At 40.1% G+C, this 22,098-nt stretch carries 23 protein-coding genes; 10 read left to right on the top strand and 13 right to left on the bottom strand.

Annotated features, from left to right (window positions below; genetic code table 11):
• Positions 1-6 precede the first annotated feature (6 nt).
• The 3 genes from M1D81_RS04795 to M1D81_RS04805 are packed head-to-tail and all read right to left on the bottom strand — an operon-like array spanning position 7 to position 1,827.
• Complete coding sequence (locus M1D81_RS04795) at positions 7-297, bottom strand: hypothetical protein (protein ID WP_024425288.1); 291 nt, start codon at positions 295-297, stop codon at positions 7-9.
• Positions 285-1,343 carry an anti-sigma factor gene (locus M1D81_RS04800; RefSeq protein WP_024426591.1) on the bottom strand — a complete coding sequence of 353 codons (1,059 nt, stop codon included), beginning with the start codon at positions 1,341-1,343 and terminating at the stop codon, positions 285-287. Before M1D81_RS04800 ends, M1D81_RS04795 begins: the two co-directional genes overlap by 13 nt.
• Positions 1,336-1,827 carry a sigma-70 family RNA polymerase sigma factor gene (locus M1D81_RS04805; RefSeq protein ID WP_024425287.1) on the bottom strand — a complete coding sequence of 164 codons (492 nt, stop codon included), beginning with the start codon at positions 1,825-1,827 and terminating at the stop codon, positions 1,336-1,338. The genes M1D81_RS04800 and M1D81_RS04805 overlap by 8 nt, the downstream gene beginning before the upstream one ends.
• A gap of 365 nt (positions 1,828-2,192) precedes the next feature.
• Between M1D81_RS04805 and M1D81_RS04810 the strand changes: the two genes are divergently transcribed.
• Positions 2,193-2,795: a lysophospholipid acyltransferase family protein gene (locus M1D81_RS04810; RefSeq protein WP_087975658.1), complete on the top strand. Its 603-nt coding sequence runs from the start codon at positions 2,193-2,195 to the stop codon at positions 2,793-2,795.
• 246 nt (positions 2,796-3,041) lie between these two features.
• On the opposite strand, the gene M1D81_RS04815 is transcribed toward M1D81_RS04810, so the two are convergent.
• On the bottom strand, positions 3,042-4,373 hold the full coding sequence (locus M1D81_RS04815) for a hemolysin family protein (protein WP_456265476.1): 1,332 nt from the start codon (positions 4,371-4,373) through the stop codon (positions 3,042-3,044).
• Between the two features lie 58 nt (positions 4,374-4,431).
• Positions 4,432-4,872 (bottom strand): MerR family transcriptional regulator, encoded by a 441-nt coding sequence (locus M1D81_RS04820; protein ID WP_034667702.1) that lies wholly within the window; start codon positions 4,870-4,872, stop codon positions 4,432-4,434.
• Positions 4,873-5,209: 337 nt separating this feature from the next.
• Between M1D81_RS04820 and M1D81_RS04825 the strand changes: the two genes are divergently transcribed.
• Positions 5,210-6,592, top strand: coding sequence for a hemolysin family protein (locus tag M1D81_RS04825; protein ID WP_456265475.1), 1,383 nt, complete (start codon positions 5,210-5,212; stop codon positions 6,590-6,592).
• Positions 6,593-6,681: 89 nt separating this feature from the next.
• On the top strand, positions 6,682-7,074 hold the full coding sequence (locus M1D81_RS04830; RefSeq protein ID WP_456265474.1) for a transcriptional regulator: 393 nt from the start codon (positions 6,682-6,684) through the stop codon (positions 7,072-7,074).
• Here the strand turns inward: M1D81_RS04830 and crcB are convergent.
• The 3 genes from crcB to M1D81_RS04845 are packed head-to-tail and all read right to left on the bottom strand — an operon-like array spanning position 7,071 to position 8,551.
• Positions 7,071-7,433 carry a fluoride efflux transporter CrcB gene (gene crcB, locus M1D81_RS04835; RefSeq protein ID WP_456265473.1) on the bottom strand — a complete coding sequence of 121 codons (363 nt, stop codon included), beginning with the start codon at positions 7,431-7,433 and terminating at the stop codon, positions 7,071-7,073. The genes M1D81_RS04830 and crcB overlap by 4 nt on opposite strands.
• On the bottom strand, positions 7,434-7,829 hold the full coding sequence (locus M1D81_RS04840) for a fluoride efflux transporter FluC (RefSeq protein ID WP_456265472.1): 396 nt from the start codon (positions 7,827-7,829) through the stop codon (positions 7,434-7,436).
• 5 nt (positions 7,830-7,834) lie between these two features.
• A complete protein-coding gene (locus M1D81_RS04845; RefSeq protein WP_456265471.1) occupies positions 7,835-8,551 on the bottom strand; it encodes a glycerophosphodiester phosphodiesterase in 717 nt (238 codons plus the stop codon).
• A gap of 285 nt (positions 8,552-8,836) precedes the next feature.
• Here M1D81_RS04845 and M1D81_RS04850 point away from each other — a divergent pair, with 285 nt between their 5' ends.
• The 3 genes from M1D81_RS04850 to M1D81_RS04860 all read left to right on the top strand — a co-directional run bounded on the left by M1D81_RS04850 (position 8,837) and on the right by M1D81_RS04860 (position 10,952).
• A complete protein-coding gene (locus M1D81_RS04850; protein ID WP_017360338.1) occupies positions 8,837-8,938 on the top strand; it encodes a YhdX family protein in 102 nt (33 codons plus the stop codon).
• A gap of 164 nt (positions 8,939-9,102) precedes the next feature.
• Positions 9,103-10,191, top strand: coding sequence for a mechanosensitive ion channel family protein (locus M1D81_RS04855; protein ID WP_456265470.1), 1,089 nt, complete (start codon positions 9,103-9,105; stop codon positions 10,189-10,191).
• Positions 10,192-10,220: 29 nt separating this feature from the next.
• Entirely contained in the window at positions 10,221-10,952 is a 732-nt protein-coding gene (locus M1D81_RS04860; RefSeq protein ID WP_456267159.1) for an NAD-dependent protein deacylase, read from the top strand.
• A 63-nt stretch (positions 10,953-11,015) separates the two neighbouring features.
• On the opposite strand, the gene M1D81_RS04865 is transcribed toward M1D81_RS04860, so the two are convergent.
• Together M1D81_RS04865 and M1D81_RS04870 are read right to left on the bottom strand one after the other, a co-directional pair.
• Positions 11,016-12,178, bottom strand: a protein-coding gene (locus M1D81_RS04865; RefSeq protein WP_456265149.1) for an IS3 family transposase whose coding sequence is annotated in 2 segments (ribosomal slippage) — positions 11,016-11,902 and positions 11,902-12,178 — 1,164 coding nt in all. Because the reading frame shifts where the segments join, the coding sequence is not laid out codon by codon here.
• Positions 12,179-12,283: 105 nt separating this feature from the next.
• Complete coding sequence (locus M1D81_RS04870; protein ID WP_456265469.1) at positions 12,284-13,132, bottom strand: polysaccharide deacetylase family protein; 849 nt, start codon at positions 13,130-13,132, stop codon at positions 12,284-12,286.
• A 296-nt stretch (positions 13,133-13,428) separates the two neighbouring features.
• On the opposite strand from M1D81_RS04870, the gene dat reads away from it, so the two are divergent.
• On the top strand, positions 13,429-14,286 hold the full coding sequence (gene dat, locus M1D81_RS04875; protein ID WP_456265468.1) for a D-amino-acid transaminase: 858 nt from the start codon (positions 13,429-13,431) through the stop codon (positions 14,284-14,286).
• A 102-nt stretch (positions 14,287-14,388) separates the two neighbouring features.
• Complete coding sequence (locus M1D81_RS04880; RefSeq protein ID WP_456265467.1) at positions 14,389-15,744, top strand: IS1182 family transposase; 1,356 nt, start codon at positions 14,389-14,391, stop codon at positions 15,742-15,744.
• A 118-nt stretch (positions 15,745-15,862) separates the two neighbouring features.
• On the opposite strand, the gene M1D81_RS04885 is transcribed toward M1D81_RS04880, so the two are convergent.
• Positions 15,863-16,369, bottom strand: coding sequence for a universal stress protein (locus M1D81_RS04885; RefSeq protein ID WP_456265466.1), 507 nt, complete (start codon positions 16,367-16,369; stop codon positions 15,863-15,865).
• Between the two features lie 556 nt (positions 16,370-16,925).
• On the opposite strand from M1D81_RS04885, the gene M1D81_RS04890 reads away from it, so the two are divergent.
• Positions 16,926-18,683, top strand: coding sequence for an ABC transporter ATP-binding protein (locus M1D81_RS04890; protein ID WP_456265465.1), 1,758 nt, complete (start codon positions 16,926-16,928; stop codon positions 18,681-18,683).
• Positions 18,680-20,695 (top strand): ABC transporter ATP-binding protein, encoded by a 2,016-nt coding sequence (locus M1D81_RS04895; RefSeq protein WP_456265464.1) that lies wholly within the window; start codon positions 18,680-18,682, stop codon positions 20,693-20,695. Before M1D81_RS04890 ends, M1D81_RS04895 begins: the two co-directional genes overlap by 4 nt.
• A gap of 118 nt (positions 20,696-20,813) precedes the next feature.
• On the opposite strand, the gene M1D81_RS04900 is transcribed toward M1D81_RS04895, so the two are convergent.
• Complete coding sequence (locus tag M1D81_RS04900; RefSeq protein ID WP_142944403.1) at positions 20,814-21,431, bottom strand: NAD(P)-dependent oxidoreductase; 618 nt, start codon at positions 21,429-21,431, stop codon at positions 20,814-20,816.
• A 285-nt stretch (positions 21,432-21,716) separates the two neighbouring features.
• A complete protein-coding gene (locus tag M1D81_RS04905; RefSeq protein WP_024425744.1) occupies positions 21,717-21,920 on the bottom strand; it encodes an alpha/beta-type small acid-soluble spore protein in 204 nt (67 codons plus the stop codon).
• Between the last annotated feature and the right edge of the window lie 178 nt (positions 21,921-22,098).

Raw genomic sequence — 22,098 nt, forward strand, 5'->3', positions numbered from 1 at the left:
TGCTGATTAAAAACCTAATTGAAGATCGACATCGATTGATACGATGGCATAGACACAAACAATGACAAAGATATTCAGTACGACACCGAGGAAACCTGGACCCGTACGGCCTTTTTTAATGAACAGTTCAATAATGCCAAATGGAACTGCGGCCATTGCAAAAGGAAGCATTTGAAAAGAATAAAATGTCACGTTGCTGATAATGGCGAGGTTTAGCATGAGCAGGGATAATATCGCTGTGCCGACAGAAATCCAGCCAAATACATTATGCTCTTTAAAAATTCTTACCAATTCCATAATTCCACCTCGCTCACTTTTGCCGTTTTAATGCGTTTTGTCTTTACAAATTTCTCAATTTCTTTAGAAGGTCCAGTGACCACAGAGCCATAAACTGTGACGCCATTTTGATCGATATAGCGTATACGATTAGACAGATCAAGATCAGGTCTGCCAGAGATCGTTGTTGCCCATGTCGGGTGCTGATTAACATAAGCAAGGGCATCTTTGAATTGATCTACCTCAGTTTTTGATGTATGCTGAAGCTCTTTTAAAAATTCAGAGTCCTTCCCAGGAAAGCCGATTGGCCGCTGATTTCCACTTAATGAATCCTCTGTTTTAATCGCATTCCACAGCACTTTCATATCGTATTTTTTAGCAAAGGAATAAATATCCTTTGGTGTGTAAGCTCTGTCATAGGATACATACACTTCACTTACTGTTCCTTCAGGAAGCTTGTCTAACGTAGTGAGTGTTTGTTTTTTTGAGGCATCTGCCTGCGCCGAAGGATGGGTAAAGAAACCCTCCGTTTCGCGTGCGCTGTCACCATAATAAGAGATGGTAGGCTGCTTTAATTTATCGAAAAACATCTCGATTTGTTCACTGCCAATGGCTTCTGTTTTATTTCCAATTTGCTTTTGCAGCTTCAATTCGGTGTTCATCCCAAAAAGTTTGACCTGACCTTTTAAATCCTTCATATCAATGGCCACGTTTGGTTTGGTCAAAGCGACGGTGACAGCGGCTGTTTCCATGAAGTGATTGCCTTTGCTCTCGGCTCCGCCAACGCCGTAGTATAGATAACTTCCTAATGTACAAAGCGGTAAAATAATGAGTGTCGATATGACAGCAAGTACGGAAATACGTAAATATGACTTTCTTTTTCCGTATTGTAAAATGGCTTTTTGCTTCTCAGGACTGATGGAAAAATCTGTCCAATCCGAGTCGTTCAGTTCCTGGCTTAAGCGTTTTTCGTTTTCTTCAAGTTCTTCTTCAAACGCTATCATTTCTTCCTCATTCATCTCACCATTATTATATTGTTCCCATCGCTTGTTAAACTCTTCATTCATCATTAACACCTCTGTTGTAAAGTGCTTTTAGGCGCTGCCTTGCACGAAATAAAACACTTTTAAAATTTGCTTCAGTAATATTCATGACCTTGGAAGCTTCCTTGTAATTTAGCTCTTTTAAATAATACAATGTCAACGCTTCCTTGTAGTTATCTGGAAGCTGCTCTAAATACATGGTGAGGACTTCCTTTATTTCAACCTGTTCAGCAGGGCTTTGGACAGACGTTTGTAAAAGACCGCCAATGAGGTCATCCGATATGGTCACTTCTTTTTTATGTTTCCTGACATAATCAATAAAAGCATTTCGTGCCACCTGAAATAACCAAGGTTTCACTTTGCTATGGTCGTAGGAATGAATATGTATATACGCACGCATAAAGGTTTCCTGCAATAAGTCTTCTGCCAAATGTTTGTCTTTTGTCATGGAGAGCAGAAACCTGTAAACATCGTTCATATACATTTGATAAATTTCATCGATCGTCACTGATTTTTCTCCCCTCTATGTTATACACGCATAAGAAAGGCATAAAGTTGCACGAAACTTCTCATTACCGTACATTACTCATTTCTTTCGCCGAATCAAATCATTTCTCCTTATCATAGCGAAATTTGCATCATTTATAAAGTATTTTCAATAGAACAAATCAGGAAAAAACATCGAAAAACGACAAAATTAGACACAATTCCTATTCTCCCCTAAAACCTTGTGCTTGAATACAGTCAGAACGTTCATTTTAAACGAAAATAAATAGGGAGGATTGGGCTGCGTATAAATTTTTAGTACCAGGTAATAAAAAATTTGTTATAATAGAGACAAATCCTTCATTCTTCAAACAAAGGAAGTGCACTATGTATAAATTTTCAGGCTATACCGTCAAACTATTATTTGGTCTCCGAGGTGGAATCAAAGTATATCAAAAAGAGAATCTGCCAACTGATCGGGGTTTTGTCATTGCTTGTACACATGAGGGTTTTGTGGATGTACTTGCATTAGGCGCAGGAATTCTTCCGTTTGAGATCCACTACATGGCGAAAAAAGAATTGTTTGCAAATAAATGGATTGGTGGATTTTTGAAAAAGATTCATGCCTTTCCAGTTGATCGAGAGAATCCTGGGCCAAGCAGTATTAAAACGCCCATTAAATTATTAAAAGAGGGAAAAATCGTTGGGATTTTTCCAAGCGGAACACGTACAACAGAGGATGTTCCTTTAAAAAGAGGGGCGGTTACCATTGCGCAGCTCGGTAAAGCACCAATTGTTCCAGCCGCATACAAAGGACCTTCAAATGCGAAAAGTCTTTTCAAAAAAGGGAAAATGCGCTTAATCATCGGTGAACCGATTGAGCTGTCTGAATTTGACCATCTGCCGTCAAAAGAAAGATTAGGTGCCATGACGGAAGTATTAAACACAAGAATCAAAGAGCTAGAAGCTCAATTAATGGAAAAGGCATAAGAAAAACGACCGCTTGCTTAGGCAAGGGTCGTTTCAGCGTGTAGACAAACCCTCGCATTCGGTGTCAGTCCTGTGTGCCGGTGCTCACGAATGCTCAATTCGCTCCGCTCCGGTACTCGTCCTTCCTAGACTTCAAAGGTTTTCTATCACGCTGAAAAAGAAGACAAAGGGCTAAAATAAAAATCATTTTAGCCCTTTGTCCACAATGTGAAACGCCCACTTGCTTAAGCAAGTGGGCGTTTTTTGTTACGAAGCACCTTCTTCAGCTGCTTCTAATAACTGTTCATTTAACTTTTTTACTTCGATGTATGCGACATGGTGTCCGTCGACTTCATTAATAATAAATTCATAGCCTTGTTCGCGAATGGCGTCATTTTTCTCTACTTCATATTTCTGAGTAAGGAACCAGCCGCCGATTGTGTCGACCTCTTCATTATCAAGCTGTGTACCTAATAGCAGGTTGACTTGATCAACAAGAACCTTGCCATCAAAGATGTAATGGTCTTCTCCAAGTTTACGAACTTCGTTGATTTCATCAATGTCGAACTCATCACGAATTTCACCAACGATTTCTTCAAGGATGTCTTCAACGGTCACAAGACCTGCTGTACCGCCATATTCATCTGATAAAATGGCCATGTGTACACGTTCACGCTGCATTTTGAGCAGTAAATCATGAACAGGAACCGTTTCAATCACATGAATAATCGGATTTACAAACTTTTCGATCGTATCGTTTGTAGAACACTCACCGCTAATGCAGGCAGTGAGAACCTCTTTAATGTTGAGAACACCGATAATGTTGTCTTTGTCGCCATCTTCAATTGGATAACGTGTATATTTCTCTACCTTTGTCACCTTCAGCATTTCCTCAATGGTAATATCATACGGGAAGCTGACAACTTCGGTACGAGGAATCATAATTTCTTTCGCCAGACGGTCATCAAATTCGAAAATTTTATTTACGTATTTGAATTCAGACTGGTTAATCTCGCCGCTCTTATAGCTCTCTGATAAAATAATCCGCAATTCTTCCTCAGAGTGCGCCATGTCATGCTCAGATACTTGCTGAAGACCGAACGCTTTCGTTAACAAACGAGCAGATCCATTTAATACCCAAATGAACGGGAACATCACTTTATAAAAGATCATCAGTGGTCTAGCAAAAAGAAGGGATACTTGCTCAGCCTTTTGAATGGCGAGTGTTTTCGGTGCAAGTTCTCCAACAACAACGTGTAAAAACGTCATGATACTAAACGCGATAATAAAAGTGACAATAGAACTAGCTGATTGAGGAATGGACAGCTCTGCAAAGAGCGGCGCAAGCATATGCGCAATTGTTTCTTCCCCTAACCAACCAATACCAAGGGCGGTAATGGTAATACCAAGCTGACAGGCTGATAGATACTCATCAAGGTGAGTCGTTACATGCTTGACAGCAACTGCTGTTTTATTACCTTCTGCGATTAACTGATCAATTCTTGAGCTTCTTAAACGAATGATCGCAAACTCTGATGCAACGAAAAACGCGGTTAAAGCTATAAGTAAAGCAACTATGAGTAAATTAACTATGTCCAATTAAGGCCTTCGTTCTGACTTTGAGAACGAAGGTAACACCTCCTGTTTAGTAAAAATTTTAACTTAACAGCAGTAAAAATGATTGGACAGCCGTCATTTTTTCAGGAGTAAGCTGCTCTTTTAGTTTTTCACGTTGTTCTGGCTGAAGCTGCTTACAACGTGCCAAAATGCGGTCCATATGCTCATTCATCCGATCGATATCAGAGGTTAAATGGACAAGTTCATCATGGTCTTCCTTTTGAGAAGGGAATTGTTCATCTAATCTGGATTTGATGTCAGAAAGAGCCAATCTCTGCTGTTTGCAAAGAACGATTAATTGTAATCGTTTTAAAGCATATTCATCGTAATAACGATAATTTGAGCAAGATCTAACAGGCGCAAGCAAACCTAGATTTGTATAATAATCTACAGTTCGTTTCGTCACCTGTGCAATCTGTGCTAGTTCACCAATACGATACTTTTTCTCAGCCCCATCTGAACATCTCCTCCTAACCGTCACGTTATAGTTTATGAAAATAGTTTAATATAATTCTAGTCTGAAACACAAGTTAATTGTTCATATTTCCTGCCAATAAGAAGAAACAGAGGAGGATTCCCCTCAATTTCATCAGTCATATCAAAAACAGCATGATGATACAGGAATTTTCAGATTATTTATGGTAAGATAAAATGAATACCGTTTCATATATATGTAGAGAGGCGGAATTTTACGTGAACCGGAGGTGGTTAAGTGGGGCCCTCAATGTAGTCTTATTTAATCAGTTAACCGTTTTGCAAAACATAACATCATCAATCAGGAGGTGACTCCTTGTTCTTCTAAGAAAGAGCAAGGTTAAATGGACGATATTGTTAATCTGAGTATAGTCGGTGTTTTGATTGCTTTAACAGCTTTCTTTGTTGCATCTGAATTTGCCATAGTAAAGGTGAGAAGTTCAAGAATTAATCAGCTTGTTGCCGAAGGCTCTAAAAAGGCCATCATGGCGAAAAAGGTGACATCAAGGCTAGATGAATATTTGTCAGCCTGTCAGCTCGGTATTACAGTGACATCCCTTGGTTTAGGGTGGATTGGTAAGCCGGCTGTGAAAGAACTTTTGGTTCGAGGTTTTGGTTTGACAAACATTCCTGATTCAGCAATCAGCCTGATCTCAGCAACACTTGCGTTCTCTATTATTACCTTTTTGCATGTAGTTGTAGGTGAGCTTGCACCAAAAACGCTTGCCATTCAAAAGGCGGAAAAAATGACGCTATGGCTGTCAGGCCCTCTGCATGCATTTTATATCCTTATGTTCCCTTTCATTTATGTGTTAAACGGGTCTGCCCGTGTGCTTACTAAAATGATGGGCATCGATATGGGGTCTGAAAAAGAACATTCCCATTCTGAAGAGGAATTGAAGATTTTATTATCCGAGAGCTTAAAAAATGGGGAAATCAACCCATCAGAATATAATTATATGAACAAGATTTTCGATTTCGATAATCGAATTGCCAGAGAGATCATGGTACCGCGGAGAGAAATTTGTGCGATTCCAGAAGATATGCCGTTAGATGATATCCTCGCCATTATGACGCAGGAAAAGTATACACGTTTCCCTGTGTTTTCAGGAGATAAAGACCATGTCATCGGTATGCTGAACAAGAAGCAGCTCTTTGCAGATCTTGTGTATCAAGGAGAAAAAGATCAACTGAAAATTCAAGATTATATATATCCAGTGATTGAGGTCATCGACACGATTCCTATTCAAGAGCTTCTCGTCAAAATGCAGCGTGATAGAATGCATATGGCGATCTTAACTGACGAATATGGCGGAACGTCTGGACTTGTCACAACGGAAGATATTTTAGAAGAGATTGTCGGAGATATTCGAGATGAATTCGATGAAGATGAACAGCCAGTTATTCAAAAAAGAGCCGATCATCATTATGTTTTAGATGGTAAAGTGAGATTAGATGAAGTTCAAGATTTGATCGAGATCTCTTATCATGATGAGGAAATTGATACAATCGGCGGACTCATCTTAAAAGAGAATATTGATATCAGAGAAGGACAATCCGTCTATCTTGATGATATTCGAATGAAAGTGCTGGAAATGGATGGACGCTACGTTAAAAAGATCGATTTGAAAAAAGGCGTCACCTCGTCAGAAAAAGGGAGTACACGCACTGGGCTTGATATAAAGGAGCCGCTGCTAGTAAACGAAATGACCTTGAGCGAAAAATAAGCTCAAGGTTTTTTAGGTATTTAGTCTCTTTTATGCGAATGTACGTTCGATATATAATAAGAACAAACGTTCGATAGAGGGGGATGGACATGCTCTGGTATGAAACAGCAAGTATCACGGAGAAAAAAACCTCAATGAAACGAATTGAGTTTCATTTAAAGAATTTCAAAAATTATCAAGCAGCAATCTTAAATATCGAAAGGCAGCTTGAAAAAAGAAGCCCGCATCATCTCGACCACATGACACGGAAAAAGTTAGAAGAGCAAAAAAGTCAGTATGAACTCATCGTTGCTTGTATTGAAACGGCATTAAAAGAGTTGGACGAAATAGAAAAGCAGCTCATCGATTACAAATATTTTCGAGATTGGCGGATGGCAAAGTGTGCAATGGAAATCGGCTATAGTGAAAAAACACTCTTTTTGATGAAGCGCCGGCTCATGGATCAGCTGCTCATCAGCTTAGCCGCTATTACCAATATTTAAAGATGCTGGCCTATTTGATAAAACGCAGCAAAGAGACATAAAGATCCGATGATTGTGACCAATAAGTAGACAGCAAGAAGTCCAATTTGCCGCTCATGCAGCATGGTCGCAGCCTCTACACTAAATGTAGAGAATGTTGTAAAACCACCGAAAAACCCAGTGCCAATGATCATAAGCAGCGGATCACTGGCAGTCACTGCACCTGTCAGTAAACCTAAACCGGCAGTGCCGAGTAAGTTGATGAGAATAATACTATACGGAAAACGAGTATGAAACTTTGTTTTCTGAATCGATTGACTGAGGAAAAAACGAAGGGCACTGCCCATCCCGCCGGCAACAGCTGTATAAAATACAATCATTTATCTGCTTCCTTTCGGCTGCTCATTTTGTTGAAAGAGACGCTGAGCGGTGATCAATCCACATAAGGCAGCGCCCACTCCAGCAATCACTGAGAGTACAATGTACATGATACTTGATGTGAACAGTCCACCCTGTAATAACAGAACTGTTTCTTTAGAAAAAGTGGACATTGTCGTAAAACCACCGCAAAATCCTGTTCCGATCAAAGCAGCAAGATATTTTTTTCCTTGCCGAAACATAAAATACCCTGTTGAAAAGCCAAGAAGCAGACTGCCTGTCATGTTTTCAATCAGTGTTGCATAGGGGAATATCTGGCTGACAACGGATTGGCTAAGTACATATCTGCAAAGGGTACCAACCAATCCACCGATAAATACGGCAAGATATGCTTTCATTTACATCATTTCTCCTTTAGAAAAAATGGCGGGTGATCCGTCACCACTCCATCAATGAGGTATGTTTTCATCCTGTCGGCTGTTTTTTGATCTTTCACTGTCCATATAAAGACATCCATTCCAAATGAGTGGATGCGCTCAATCCACCATCTGTTGATCATCGTTTTCTTCATATTAAGGCAATCCGCAAAGGAGCTGTACTCCGCTAATTTCCTTTTCGTCAGTTTAAAGGCAGAGGGTTTTATAATAAAAGCTGTTCGAAGAGAAGGGGCGTAAGCTTTGACTCTTTGAAGTGCATCGGCATCAAAAGATTGAACCATGATATGACGGGAATAGGCAAACCGGTTGATGATGTCGACAACTGCCTTTTCAATCCCAATCTGCTGTTTTGGATGCTTGATCTCAATCAGTATCCCGACATGCTGACTGTATCTTTCTAGAATTTTTTGTAATGTGGGAATTCGTTCGTTGGCGTACTGAGAATCAAACCAGCTTCCTGCATCCAGTTTCTTCAGTCGATCAAGTGTATAACTTTTCACTAAGCCGCTTCCGTTACTTGTTCGATCAACAGTATCGTCATGGATGACGGCTACATGCTGATCCATTGTCAGCTGGACGTCTAACTCAATATAATCCGCACCCTGCTGAACAGCTAAATCAAATGCGGCGATTGTATTTTCTGGGGCAGCGCTTGAAGACCCTCTATGCGCGATAATATACACATGCTCCAGCTCCTGACATAAGTTCTCATCTTATCATATCAAATTTTTGCTGTTTTTCCTTCTTTACTATATGGAACGAGGGAGAGCTGTATGTATTGGAACATGGCATGTGGTGAGGTGAAAAGTTGCAGGAATATCCCAAGCTCTTATTGAGTAAATCTGAACTACATCATTTTTCTTCGATCAATTTTGTCCAAATCGTCAGCGTTCGTCAAAATATTAGTGCTTTCGTCATGTTGACTGAAAATTCTGATGTTTTATAATGATGAAAAGGAGGCGAGATGATTGGGTAAAGGGAGAATTAGAGTGGAAGAACGTATTAAGGCCGAAACGGATGCTGAAATGTTTAAAGCGACTCTCCTTGATCAGGCTCAGAAGAAAAAGTAGTTTGCTGCCCGTCGATATGTCTCTAGCCAAAATTTTATATTTGAACATCATGCCTCGGGGTCAGTCCCGAGGCTTTTTATGTAGAGGTCAGACATTTAAGAGAGGACATGAACGAAGGTTATATTATAAACTAGAGAGGATTGTATTAAAGGAGAGAGACAGACATGTTTACACAAAAATGGATGGATACATATTTTACAGTAGATATTGCGATCCAAATTGGTATTAGCCTTTGTATTTTATTGCTTTTTTTATTGCTTCGGAAAGTATTTACGAAGTATTTATTTCAGCTTCTGTTTAGGCTGACGAATCGGACTAAAACAGAGGTCATTAACCAAATTGTTGTGGCTTTTGAAAAACCAGCCAGGCTGTTTTTCGTGGCACTTGGTTTATATTTTGCGTTAAGACAGGCGCCATACTTTGAGCATCATATGGATGTCATCATTAAATTGTATAGATCTTCTATTATATTGATGCTGACGTGGGGGCTTTGTAATTTAACCGCTGCATCTTCTTTCTTGTTTCAAAAGGTCAATTCAAAATTTGAATTAGATATGGATGATATTTTAGCACCATTTTTATCAAAGGTACTTCGTTTCATTATTATTGCACTGAGTATTAGTGTCATTGCACAAGAATTTAATTATGATGTAAATGGACTTGTAGCAGGTCTTGGTCTAGGTGGTCTAGCCTTTGCGCTTGCTGCTCAGGATACAGTGGCTAACTTTTTTGGAGGGATTGTTATCATTACAGAGAAGCCTTTTTCGATGGGCGACTTTGTGGAGACCCCAAGTGTTCTTGGGACTGTGGAGGACATTACATTTCGAAGTACAAGGTTTCGAACACCTGCTGAAGCCGTTGTGACCGTTCCGAATTCTACGCTTTCTAAGGAGCCAATCACAAACTGGACAAGAATGAATAAACGTCAGATTACGTTCTCTGTTCGCGTTTCCTACAATACACCAAAGGAAAATATTGATCAGTGTATTAAGCGTCTCAAACAGATGCTTCACGAGCATGATGGTGTGCATAAGGAGACGATTATGGTGAATCTCGATGTACTGGCAGACAGCTATTTGAACTTGTTTTTCAACTTTTATACAAAGACGACAGCTTGGTCTGAAAACCTTGATATTAAGCAGGATATTAACTATCGCATCATAGATATTTTCCACGAGGAAGGCGTAGAATTTGCTTTCCCTGGACAGGCCATTTATATGAAACAAAAAGGTGAGAAGCAGCTGGGTGAATAAAGGAGGAATGGTGCGTGGAACAGACAAAGGTGGATGTGTTAAGAGAGAAATTATCGCAGGCTTCACATATCACAGTACTCTCAGGTGCAGGTATGAGCACAGAATCGGGTATTCCTGATTTTAGATCAACGGGTGGTCTGTGGACAGAAGATACTTCCCGCATGGAGGCAATGAGCCGGTCTTACTTTTTATCAAACCCTCATCAATTCTGGCCGAAATTTAAGGAATTGTTTCAAATGAAAATGAGTGGAGAATACGAACCAAATAGCGGGCACATCTTTTTAGCCAGCCTTGAGCAGCAAGGAAAGCATGTGGATATTTTCACCCAAAATATTGACGGTCTTCATAAAAAGGCAGGAAGCCAGCATGTATATGAACTCCATGGCTCCATTCAAACGGCTGCTTGTCCATCGTGCCAGACGGTATATGATCTGCCATATTTATTAAAAGAAGAGGTGCCGGTCTGTCAAAGAATTTCTTCAGACGGCAGCACGTGTGGACGTGTGCTAAAAACAGATGTTGTCCTATTTGGCGATATGGTCAAACATTTAGACCAAGTGGAGGCATCACTTCAGAAAACGGACATGCTCCTCGTCATGGGGACTTCCCTGGAGGTAGCGCCAGCAAGGTATATTCCAGAAGATGCAGCTCATGATCCTTCCATCTTCATGGTGATGATGAATTTGAGTGAAACAGAATTCGATCCGCTTTTTGATCTTGTCTTTCATGAGCGAATTGGCGATCTCGTGAAAGCTTTATAAAACCTTAAAAAACCCGCATCCTAGACTGACATAGCAGATTGAGACACAAATAAAACACCCTTATTAGGTTGCCATGCTACCAAATGTTTTTGGTGCGTGGTAGCCTAATTTTTTTTGGATACGCTCTTCATTATAATACTTGATGTAACGGTCGATTCGTTGCCTGACATCTTTTTCTGATATAGAGTTGAACTTTGTAAACATAAATTCCTCTGATTTTAAGCTGGAATGGAATGATTCAATCACTGCGTTATCCCAACAGTTACCTCGTCTAGACATACTGCTTGTGAGGTTCCTTACCCCCAGCTCCTTTTGATATGCATACGAACTGTATACACTTCCTTGATCTGAATGCACAAGTACACCTTTAGGCGAATTCCTTTTCTCTAAAGCTGCTCTCAATGTGTCCAATATGAGTGATGTCTGTTGGTGATCATCTAGGGTGTAGGCAACAACTTCGTTGTTGTACAAATCCATAATGGTCGAAAGGTAGAGCGTTCTTGGTCCATACTGAATATAAGTAATATCTGTTACCCATTTTAAATTCGGGTGTATTGCGGTGAAGTTTCGATTTAATATATTTGGGGCAATGATGACAGATTCCCCTTTTGATTTCCATTTCCTTTTACGCTTCACACGACATTGAAGATGGTATTTTTGCATGATGCGCTGTATAGTATTTCGGTTTCGTTTGATATCATATTGACGCTGAAGTAGCTTTCGGATCTTACGATGGCCGTACCGGAACGACGTTTCGGTACATAAGGAAATAACAGCCTTCTCCACTTGTGATTTTTTACGTATTCCTTCGGATACCCAACGATAATAGGTCGATCTGGCGACCTGCAAAATACTTAAGACAGACTTTACTGTATATTTCTTCCGTAATCTCTCGATCAAATACAAGGTTACTCCCTTTTCAACTCCTCTACGATCTCCAAATACTTTTTTAGAATTTCATTCTCCATCTTAAGGTGTTCAACCTGCCTATTCACTTTTTCCTCTTTGGATACATTGTCAGGTCCATGCCCGAAGCTATATTGTTTTCCAATTGGCTGATCGAATCGATGTAACTGATTTCCTCGATACCACTTCATCCATGTTTTAATCTGAGATACATTCTTTATATGATATTTATCCATAATTTGTTGATTGGTAAACTGCCCGCTTAATTTATCTTTCACAACCGCCCATTTTATTTCAGCTGAATATTTGTTTTTTTTCATAAAAAATACCCTCCAAATTAGCACTTAGTTTAAGTGTATCACTTGAAGGGTGTTTTTTTATGTCCCATTTGACTAGGTTAGTCTATCCTAAATGCGGGTTTTTCTTTATTGCTGCAGCGGCTTCATTGTTTCATCAAGGACTTCAAATGTATAGCCCTTTGCCTTTAGCTGCGTAATTAAGCTGCTTAAGTATTTTGCCGTCGCCGGCTGATCATGCATTAAGACGATTTTTGGCTCTTTTGGATATTTTGTTTCCAGCACTTGCAGCTGATTTAATACCTCTGGTACATATTTTGAGCTTTTATATTTCCAGTCAAGACTGTCAATGGTCCAGTCCCAGTAGAGAAAGCCTTTTTGTTTTAAACGTGCTTTTTGCTGATCGGTTAAATTTGGTGTGCTGCCATAAGGTGTTCTTACAAGATGGGTATACTCACCTGTGACAGAAGCTAAAATGTGCTGATCTTCCTTCATCTCATTAACAGGAGAATCACTTTTTTGATAAAAGCGTTTCACATCATGGGTAATACCATGAAGCCCTAATTGATGACCTTCTTGATGGAGTCTTTTCACAGCTGCCGGGTGTTCTTTAATCTGCGGTCCGAGCATAAAGAATGTGGCTTTCACTTGATGCGCTTTTAGCACATCTAACAGCTGATTTGAAGTCGCTGATGGACCATCATCAAAGGTTAAAAAGATCGTTTGATCCGTTACATGTTTATTTGAATTGATCTTAAAATGTGCATCTAATGTTTTCCTAGAGTCATCTTTTGCTTTCATACTAGTGCTTGTGTCCCTAAATTGACTGCTCGCAGACAATTTAGCCGGCTGATCTGCTGCCTGCATATTGGTTTTGGACATATCCCAAATAAAAAAGAGGATCAGTGTCAGGATGACAAAACCAATCGCCTTTGAGAGCAGCATCGTGTTTGAAGGTGTCTGTTTTTTCCGTTGCATTACAATCGCTCCAATAAATCAAAAATTTGTGTCGAATCATGTAGTGGATTCTGTCTTTTTTCGCTGTTTTTTGTCGTGTTTATATGGAGTAAGTATACAGGAAAAAAGAGCCTATGAATATAGAAGATGCTAAAAAATTGGAATCTTTTTGGTTATCAATCTATATTTGTTACAATGAAAGGTTATCCATTTCATATGATGTGAAATAATTCTGAATAATCATTGAAACGAACCCATTTATCCGCTAAGATAGCATCAGATTCAACCATTAATGCAAAGCGAAGGGGAGATTCCATATGAAAATATTGTACAATGGAGATTTCATTGAAAAAAAGGATGCACATGTTGATATTGAGGACAGAGGCTATCAATTTGGTGACGGAGTCTATGAGGTCATCCGTGTATACAATGGTACTTTGTTTACGGTAAAGGAACATACAGAGCGTCTGTTTAAGAGTGCAAAGGAAATTGGCATTCATCTGCAAGGTACAGTATCAGATATGGAAGAAAAGTTACAACAGCTCGTCGCTTACAATCAATTAACAGATGGCGGTGTGTACATTCAAGTCACGCGGGGTGTCGCCCCTCGTAAACATCAATATAGTAATTCTCTTACTCCTCAAATCACGGCATATACGTTCCAGGTGAAAAAGCCTGTTCAAGAGCAGAAAGCTGGGGCAAAGGCCATTTTATCTGAGGATCTTCGCTGGTTAAGGTGTGATATCAAAAGCTTAAACCTTTTATATAACATCATGGAAAAGCAGAAAGCATCTGAAGCTGGTGCGTTTGAAGCAATCCTTGTGAGAGACGGTTTTGTGACCGAGGGAACCGCCTCGAATGTATATGCCGTGATTGATGGCGTGATTCGTACTCACCCTGCAAACAATCTCATTTTAAACGGCATTACTCGTAGAAAGCTGCTGGAGGTATGTGAGGAAGAAGGATGTACTGTTGAAGAAACTCGTATCAGCAAAGAAGAACTGCTGCGCGCTCAGGAAATCTTCATCAGCTCGACGACAGCTGAAGTCATTCCGATTGTTGAAATAGATGGCGAGCCAGTAGGGGAAGGCGTTCCAGGCAAGCTGACAAAGCGCGTACAGGAAGGCTTCCAGCAAAAAATAAAACATGAAAGTGAAACATCGATCTCTTCATAAATAAAAAAGGCTGTAAACCAATGTTTACAGCCTCAGCTTGTAGACAAAGTCTACAAGCTTTTTTGTATAATAAGGGTATTAACATTTCTGTGGGGGATGAACATGTTATCGAAACGTGAAGAAGAAAGAAGAAATCAATTAGAAGTAGTGGCATTAGATGAATTAGTGCCTGAAGATCATCTTGTACGGAAAATAGATCAAGCAATCGATTTTGACTTCGTTTATGATCTTGTCAAAGATCATTATAGTTCCGACAATGGCAGACCAAGTGTGGATCCCGTTGTTCTCATTAAAATGGTTTTGATCCAATATCTATTTGGCATTCGCTCCATGCGTCAAACGATTAAAGAAATTGAAACCAATGTGGCTTATCGTTGGTTTATTGGGTATGGATTTTCGGAGAAAATTCCGCACTTTTCTACCTTCGGTAAAAACTACGTGAGACGTTTTCACGATACAGATTTATTCGAACAAATTTTTTATCGAATCTTAAGAGAAGCGATGAAAAAAGGCCTCGTTGACCCTTCTGTCGCCTTCATTGATTCAACACATGTCAAAGCGAATGCCAATAAGAAAAAACTTGAAAAGAAAATCGTTCGAGTTGAGACGAGAAGTTATCAAAATCAGCTTCATGAGGAAATTAATATTGATCGTGAAGAACATGGAAAAAAGCCTTTACCCCTTCAGAATAAAGAAGAAATAAAAGAAATCAAGGTCAGTACAACTGACCCAGAGAGTGGCTACTATGTAAAGGATGAACGTGAAAAGTCATTTGCTTATTCATTTCATACAGCTTGTGATTCAAAAGGATTTATTCTAGGATCACTGGTCACAGGTGGCAATGTTCATGATAGTCGTATGTTAGATTCACTCGTATCAAAGGTGACAGAGAAAATCGGAAAACCAAATGTAGTCGCAGTAGATGCTGGATATAAAACACCTTACATCGCTAAGTTTTTAATGGATCAAGAGATAAGACCAGTCATGCCTTACACTCGTCCAAAAACAAGAGCTGGTTATTTGAAAAAGAATGAATACGTGTATGATGCATATTTTGATTGTTACATTTGCCCCAACGGGCAAATTCTCTCCTATCGTACAACGACTAGAGAAGGCTATAAGCAATATGCATCCGACTCAGAAGTATGTAAGTCCTGCTCGTTTTTAGATAACTGTACACAAAGTCAAAATCATACCAAACAAATTCATCGGCATATTTGGCAGGATTACCTAGATGAAGCAGACAACCTAAGACTCACTGAAATAAATAAGAGCATCTATGCAAAACGGAAAGAAACAATTGAACGCGTTTTTGCGGATGCCAAAGAAAAGCATGGTATGCGTTGGACGAAACTTCGTGGACTAAAAAAAGTTTCAATGCAAGCGATGCTTACTTTCGCTGCCATGAACCTTAAAAAGCTAGCAAACTGGACATGGAAAGGACCATGTCCAGCGTAAAACACATGATGTTTTTATCAAAAAATGTGAAAACCCCACTTTTACTTTAAGTAAAGGAGGGGTTTGTCTACGGTCTGAAAAGGCTGTAAACCAATGTTTACAGCCTTTTGTGATGCATTTATTTCACAATAAGCACAGGTATATCTGATTTTGCTGATAACTTTTCACTCACACTGCCAAATAGCATTTTTTTCAATCTGCTTTGGTCACGTGCTCCCATGACGATGAGGTCTGCTGATATTTCCTCCGCATATTCGATAATCGCTTCCGCTGGTTCTCCTTCTACAATTTCAATGGCAGCTTCAAACTGTTCCTCATTTAAAAGCATTCTTGCTTCCGCAATGACCTCTTCTGTATGGTCTTCAAAAATCAAGGGACTTTGCTGTTCATCATGAGGTACATATACAGGGGGTGTTTGGAGATCTGCCGTACCGCCGCCGATATAAGCTCCGCCAGTCATTGGGCGCGGCACATCAAACACCTGTCTGTCTGTTTTGCCATCATGTGCATAGGTAACGGTCAGCTTGGCATGCAAGGTTTTAGCTAAAGCGATTGCCTTTTTTAATGCTTTCTTACTGTCTTCATGTCCATCAAACGCAACGACCATCCGATCAGCTTGAAACAATGTCCTCATTCCTTTCAAAAGGAGTCTTTACACTCATGGTATACCCGTTAATAGAAAAAGATACACATCAGGGAGATTGATTTTTGTTAGAAAATTTCATTTATTGAAAAATATTTATTGACAAAATGGTGACAGCCGCTATAAGATAAAAAAAGATTCAAGAGCCAAAAGGAGGAAATGTCATGTGCAACATTGGAAGAATGAAACCAAACTGCATGAATGGGTTGATTCACGTGACAATTACACCTTCATTGGTCATTGAAAAGGAACTCGTCTGTTCCAATTGATCGGATGAATCAAGGCGTATGTTGCGTATTTGTCAACATGCGCCTTTTTACATGACGAAAAGAGGCGTACCAGCCAGCTGGTGGCCTCTTTTTTTGTTGAATTCATTTCGCATTTCGAAATAAAGGGATGAAAAACAACAAGTAAATGAAGAGGAGTGAAAGCATGTGAACATGCCAAAATCAAGACAAATGACAAAAGCTCAAAAAACGAAACAAGGTGACTTGCAGGAAAATTTAGAAAGCGGCTAGCTTGAAAAGGAGAGACAAACATGTTTTCAGTATTTGCGAAATTAGGCTGGTTCTTTAAACAAGAGTGGAGGCGTTATACGATTGCTATTACGCTCCTGCTCATTGTGAATGTGCTTGAAATGCTGCCGCCAAGATACCTTGGCCAGGCAGTTGATGACATTCGTTCTGGTCAATTTACAACATCCAGTATTGTGTTTTATGTGACCATCTTTTGCTTACTAGGTGTCGTCGTCTATACACTTACATATTTTTGGATGTATCAGTTATTTGGCGGGGCAAATGTCATGGAGCGTGTGATGCGCGGGAAACTGATGCGCCACTTGCTTAAGATGACGCCTACCTTTTATGAAAAGAAAAAAACCGGCAACTTAATGGCATTAGGTACAAACGATTTGAATGCTGTGGCCTTAACGACAGGTTTTGGCGTTCTGACCTTGGTTGATTCCACTGCTTATATGCTGATGATCTTCTTTACGATGGGTCTGACGATTAGCTGGAAATTAACCTTGATGGCGATTATCCCTATGCCGCTGATGGCACTCTTGATTGCGTTTTATGGCAGCAAAATCCATGAGCGCTTTACAGTCGCTCAAGATGCATTTGGTGATATGAACGATCGCGTTCTTGAATCAGTGGCAGGCGTCCGGGTCATTCGGTCTTTTGTGCAGGAGAAACAAGATGTCGAACGCTTTCGCGAAATGACAGATGATGTATTTCAAAAAAACATGCGAGTGGCGATCATTGATTCTTTGTTTGAACCGACAGTGAAATTACTTGTGGGGATCAGCTACTTAATCGGAATCGGTTACGGAGCTTATCTCGTGTTCCAAAGTGATTTAACCATTGGGGAGCTTGTTGCATTTAACGTCTATCTTGGCATGATGATCTGGCCAATGTTTGCGATCGGCGAATTGATTAATATTATGCAAAGAGGAAATGCGTCGTTAGACCGGTTAAATCATACACTCAGCTACAAGCCGGACGTAACAGATGCTGCTCAGCCGAAAACGTTACAAGAGCCTGGAGATATTGAGTTTGATCATGTGACATTCAGATATCCAACCTCATCTAAAGATAATCTCATTGATGTGTCCTTTACTGTTCGAAAAGGGCAGACGATTGGGATTACAGGCAAAACGGGAAGCGGCAAAACGACCATTGTCAAACAGCTTCTGCGCCAGTACCCGGCAGGTGATGGGCAAATCTTGCTATCAGGTGTTCCAATCCAAGACATTGAATTAGATCAGTTATTTCAATGGATCGGATACGTACCGCAGGATCATATTCTTTTCTCAAAAAGCGTGGAACAGAATATGCGCTTTGGTCATCGGGACGCGAAACAAGATGAGTTAGCACAAGCAATCAAAGATGCTTACTTTGAAAAGGATCTACGCCTTCTGCCAGAAGGTCTAGAGACCATGGTTGGGGAAAAAGGTGTGGCGCTGTCAGGCGGACAAAAACAGCGAATATCCATTGCACGTGCTTTATTAATTGATCCAGACATTTTAATTCTGGATGACTCATTGTCTGCGGTAGATGCAAAAACAGAAACTGCTATTTTAGAAAATCTAAGACAAAACCGTCATGGCAAAACGACGTTTATTACGACTCATCGCCTATCAGCTGTTGAACATGCGGATCTCATTCTTGTCATGGAAGAAGGACGCATTGTCCAAAAGGGCACCCACAAAGTGCTCATCCAGCAGGATGGGTGGTACAAAGAGCAATTTCTGCGTCAGCAGCTGACAAATCAGCTGGAAGGAGGGGATGAGGCATGACAACAGGAAGAAGACTCCTTGCCTACGCACTCCTATATAAGAAAGTATTGTCTGTTGCCTTAATCTTTCTAATGATTGCAGTTGGTGCTGAGCTGACAGGGCCGTTTATTGGGAAGAAAATGATTGATGATCATATTTTAGGTGTAGAAAAACCGTATGTCGAGGTCAATGAAAAGACAGACAAAACCGTTTATTACCAGGGAAATAACTATATACGAAGCGATCGATTAAACAATGGAATGGATTCTGGAAAGCAAATCAATGTAGTGCAAGTTGGATTCGGTTACTATTTTGTGAATGAGCCGATTCGTTTTGATGGAAACAGAAACATATCGGGAGACCAGCTCACCATTGAAAATGGGAACGAGCGTGAGACCTATGAGGTACAGCGTTTATCAAAAGAGGAGATTTTTGCTTTTTATCAGCCAGAAATCAGTGGTTTGGTGCAGCTTGTTCTATTTTATCTAGGACTGCTCATCGTTGCGATTTTCTTTCAGTATGGGCAGCATTATTTGCTTCAGAGGGTTGCAAATCGAATTATTCAAAAAATGAGGGTAGACGTATTTGAGCACATCCAAACACTGCCGATCCGATATTTTGATAATCTACCGGCAGGAAAAATTGTCGCGAGAATCACAAATGACACGGAAACCATTCGTGATTTGTATGTAACAGTCCTTGCTAATTTCGTGACAAGTGCCATTTACATGATTGGGATTTACATTGCCATGTTTTTATTAAATGTGAAACTGGCACTTATTTGTTTGGTTGCAGTACCGATTATTTTCCTATGGTCGATGACTTACAGAAAGTTTGCATCAGTGTACAATCACCGCATTCGTTCGATCATCAGTGAAATTAATGCCAAGCTAAATGAAGCCATTCAAGGGATGACAATCATTCAAGCGTTTCGTCATGAAAAAGCGACACAAGAGGAATTTGATGAGCTGAATAACAATCACTTTCGATATCAGCGAAAGATGCTGCATTTAAATTCACTTCTTTCACATAACTTGGTTAACCTGCTGCGAAATTTAGCCTATGTGGCGCTCATTTGGTATTTTGGCGGTGCGTCGTTAAGTGCGACAGGCATTGTGTCCATTGGTGTGCTCTATGCGTTTGTCGATTATTTAAATCGATTGTTCCAGCCGATTACAGGCATTGTGAATCAATTCTCTAGGTTGGAATTAGCAAGGGTTTCATCAGAAAGGGTTTTCCGGTTATTAGATGAACCAGGAACAGAAGTGGAAGAACCTGTTCAGAAGAAGCTGGAGGGACACGTTCAGTTCAAAGACGTCACCTTTGCTTATACTGAAGGGAAAAATGTCTTAAAGAACATTACGTTTGAAGCAAAGAAAGGTCAAACGGTTGCACTTGTGGGGCATACTGGTTCTGGGAAAAGCTCGATCATGAACTTGCTGCTGCGTTTTTATGACATTCAGCAAGGAGACATTCTCATAGATGGCGAAAGCATTTATGATCAGTCGCGCCAAACGCTGCGTAAACAAATGGGCATTGTGCTGCAAGACCCGTATTTATTTTCTGGAACGATTGCTTCCAATGTGAGCTTAGGAAATGAAGACATCAAAAGAGAAACCATTGAATCTTCATTAAAGCATGTAGGCGCAGCAGAGTTATTGAAGCACTTGCCAGAAGGCTTTGATGAACCAGTCGTTGAAAAGGGAAGCACCCTTTCCTCAGGGGAGCGTCAGTTGATTTCATTTGCGCGCGCATTGGCGTACGATCCAGCGATTTTAATTTTAGATGAAGCCACCGCCAACATTGATACAGAAACAGAAGCGATCATTCAGCGGGCGCTTGATGTAGTCAAAGAAGGACGAACGACTTTTGTGATTGCTCACCGATTATCCACTATTAAAAAAGCCGATATGATCTTGGTGTTAGAAAAAGGTGAAATCGTCGAGCGTGGCAGTCATGAACAACTCATGCAGCAAGAAGGGCTTTATGCACAAATGTATGAACTGCAAAAAGGCGCTGTTGCAAACAGCTGATGAATAGTAGAAAAAAAGAGCCTCATTCAATTGGAAGAGGCTCTTTTCCTTTGCATGAAAAAGACGAGGATTCTGTCCTCGACTTTTACTGGTTATATTGTTTGGACAGGCTGCATCATCAATAAGCGATGCCGACGCGTTGATGTACAAACTCCTTCGAATTTAACTGCTGATATAAAAAGTGTGCGGTATCTTCAACTGAAATTTTCTTTCCATCTATAGGGAGAAAATCTTTCTCATAGCGATATGACCGTGTCACTTCTCCATCTGGTAAATAGGTTGGACAAATAATGGTCCAATCTAGATCAGTCGATTGAAGGATTTCAAACGCTTTCGCATGCTCTTTAGCTGCTCGGGAAGTGGTCCGTCTTGATTCATTTGTTTCAAAACGGTAGAGCTCCGGCTGCTGCCTTGCTTTTAAAATACCTGCTGTACCAATTGTAATAATTCTTGATGTATTCGTTTGCTTCATGGCTTGTACGATATGCTCCATTGAAACAGATAATGTATCATCACCATCTGTTGAAAGACAGCTAACTACAATATCTGCTCCTTTGATTGTCTCAAGCACATCTTCCCGATTTCTTGAATTGCCGGTGACTTGAAACATACCCGCAAGCATTTCTTCTCGGTTTGTCCGAATCAATGAACGAACCATGTAACGATCATCTACTTGAACGAAACGAAGAAATGCTTGTCCTACACGTCCATGAGCACCGAAAAGAGCTATTTTCATCTGTTCGATCCCTCCACTACATACTATAAGTGAAAAGGACCCAAAATGGTACAACTTTTATGTGATGCTTTTTTTATAAAGATGAAAGGACCGAATACTATGAGCATATTCACATAATAGAGAGATCCCTACAAATTGTAAAAGTTCAAAGTTCATACCGGAAATAATGTCCATGAAGATCCGCTCCTTTCTACTACATGATATGAGCAGAAAGGAGTTTGGTGAGGGATAAAAACAAAAAAAGAAGACACCATAAGAGGTGCCTTCTATGATCCAGATATGAAATTAAGCTTTTGTTCCGCCAAGGTTTTGTTGAGCGAAAGACACAAGACGTTTTGTAATTTCTCCACCAACTGAACCGTTAGCACGAGATGTTGTTTCTGCTCCAAGGTTTACACCAAATTCAGAAGCGATTTCGTATTTCATTTGATCGATCGCTTGCTCTGCTCCAGGAACTAGTAATTGGTTTGAACTATTAGAATTTGCCATGATGTGATTCTCCTTTTGTATATGATTTGTTTTTTTTTTTTTTGGTTGGGTTTGCTGGAATCGCACCAGCGAAATGATCAAGTCATTTGCCACTTGGCGAAACCCAATGCAGTAACTGCTTTGTACTAAGTATTATGGTTATTTTCGAAAAAAACATACGAAAAAAGAACATGGTAAA

This window comes from Bacillus sp. JZ105 (assembly GCF_053903125.1).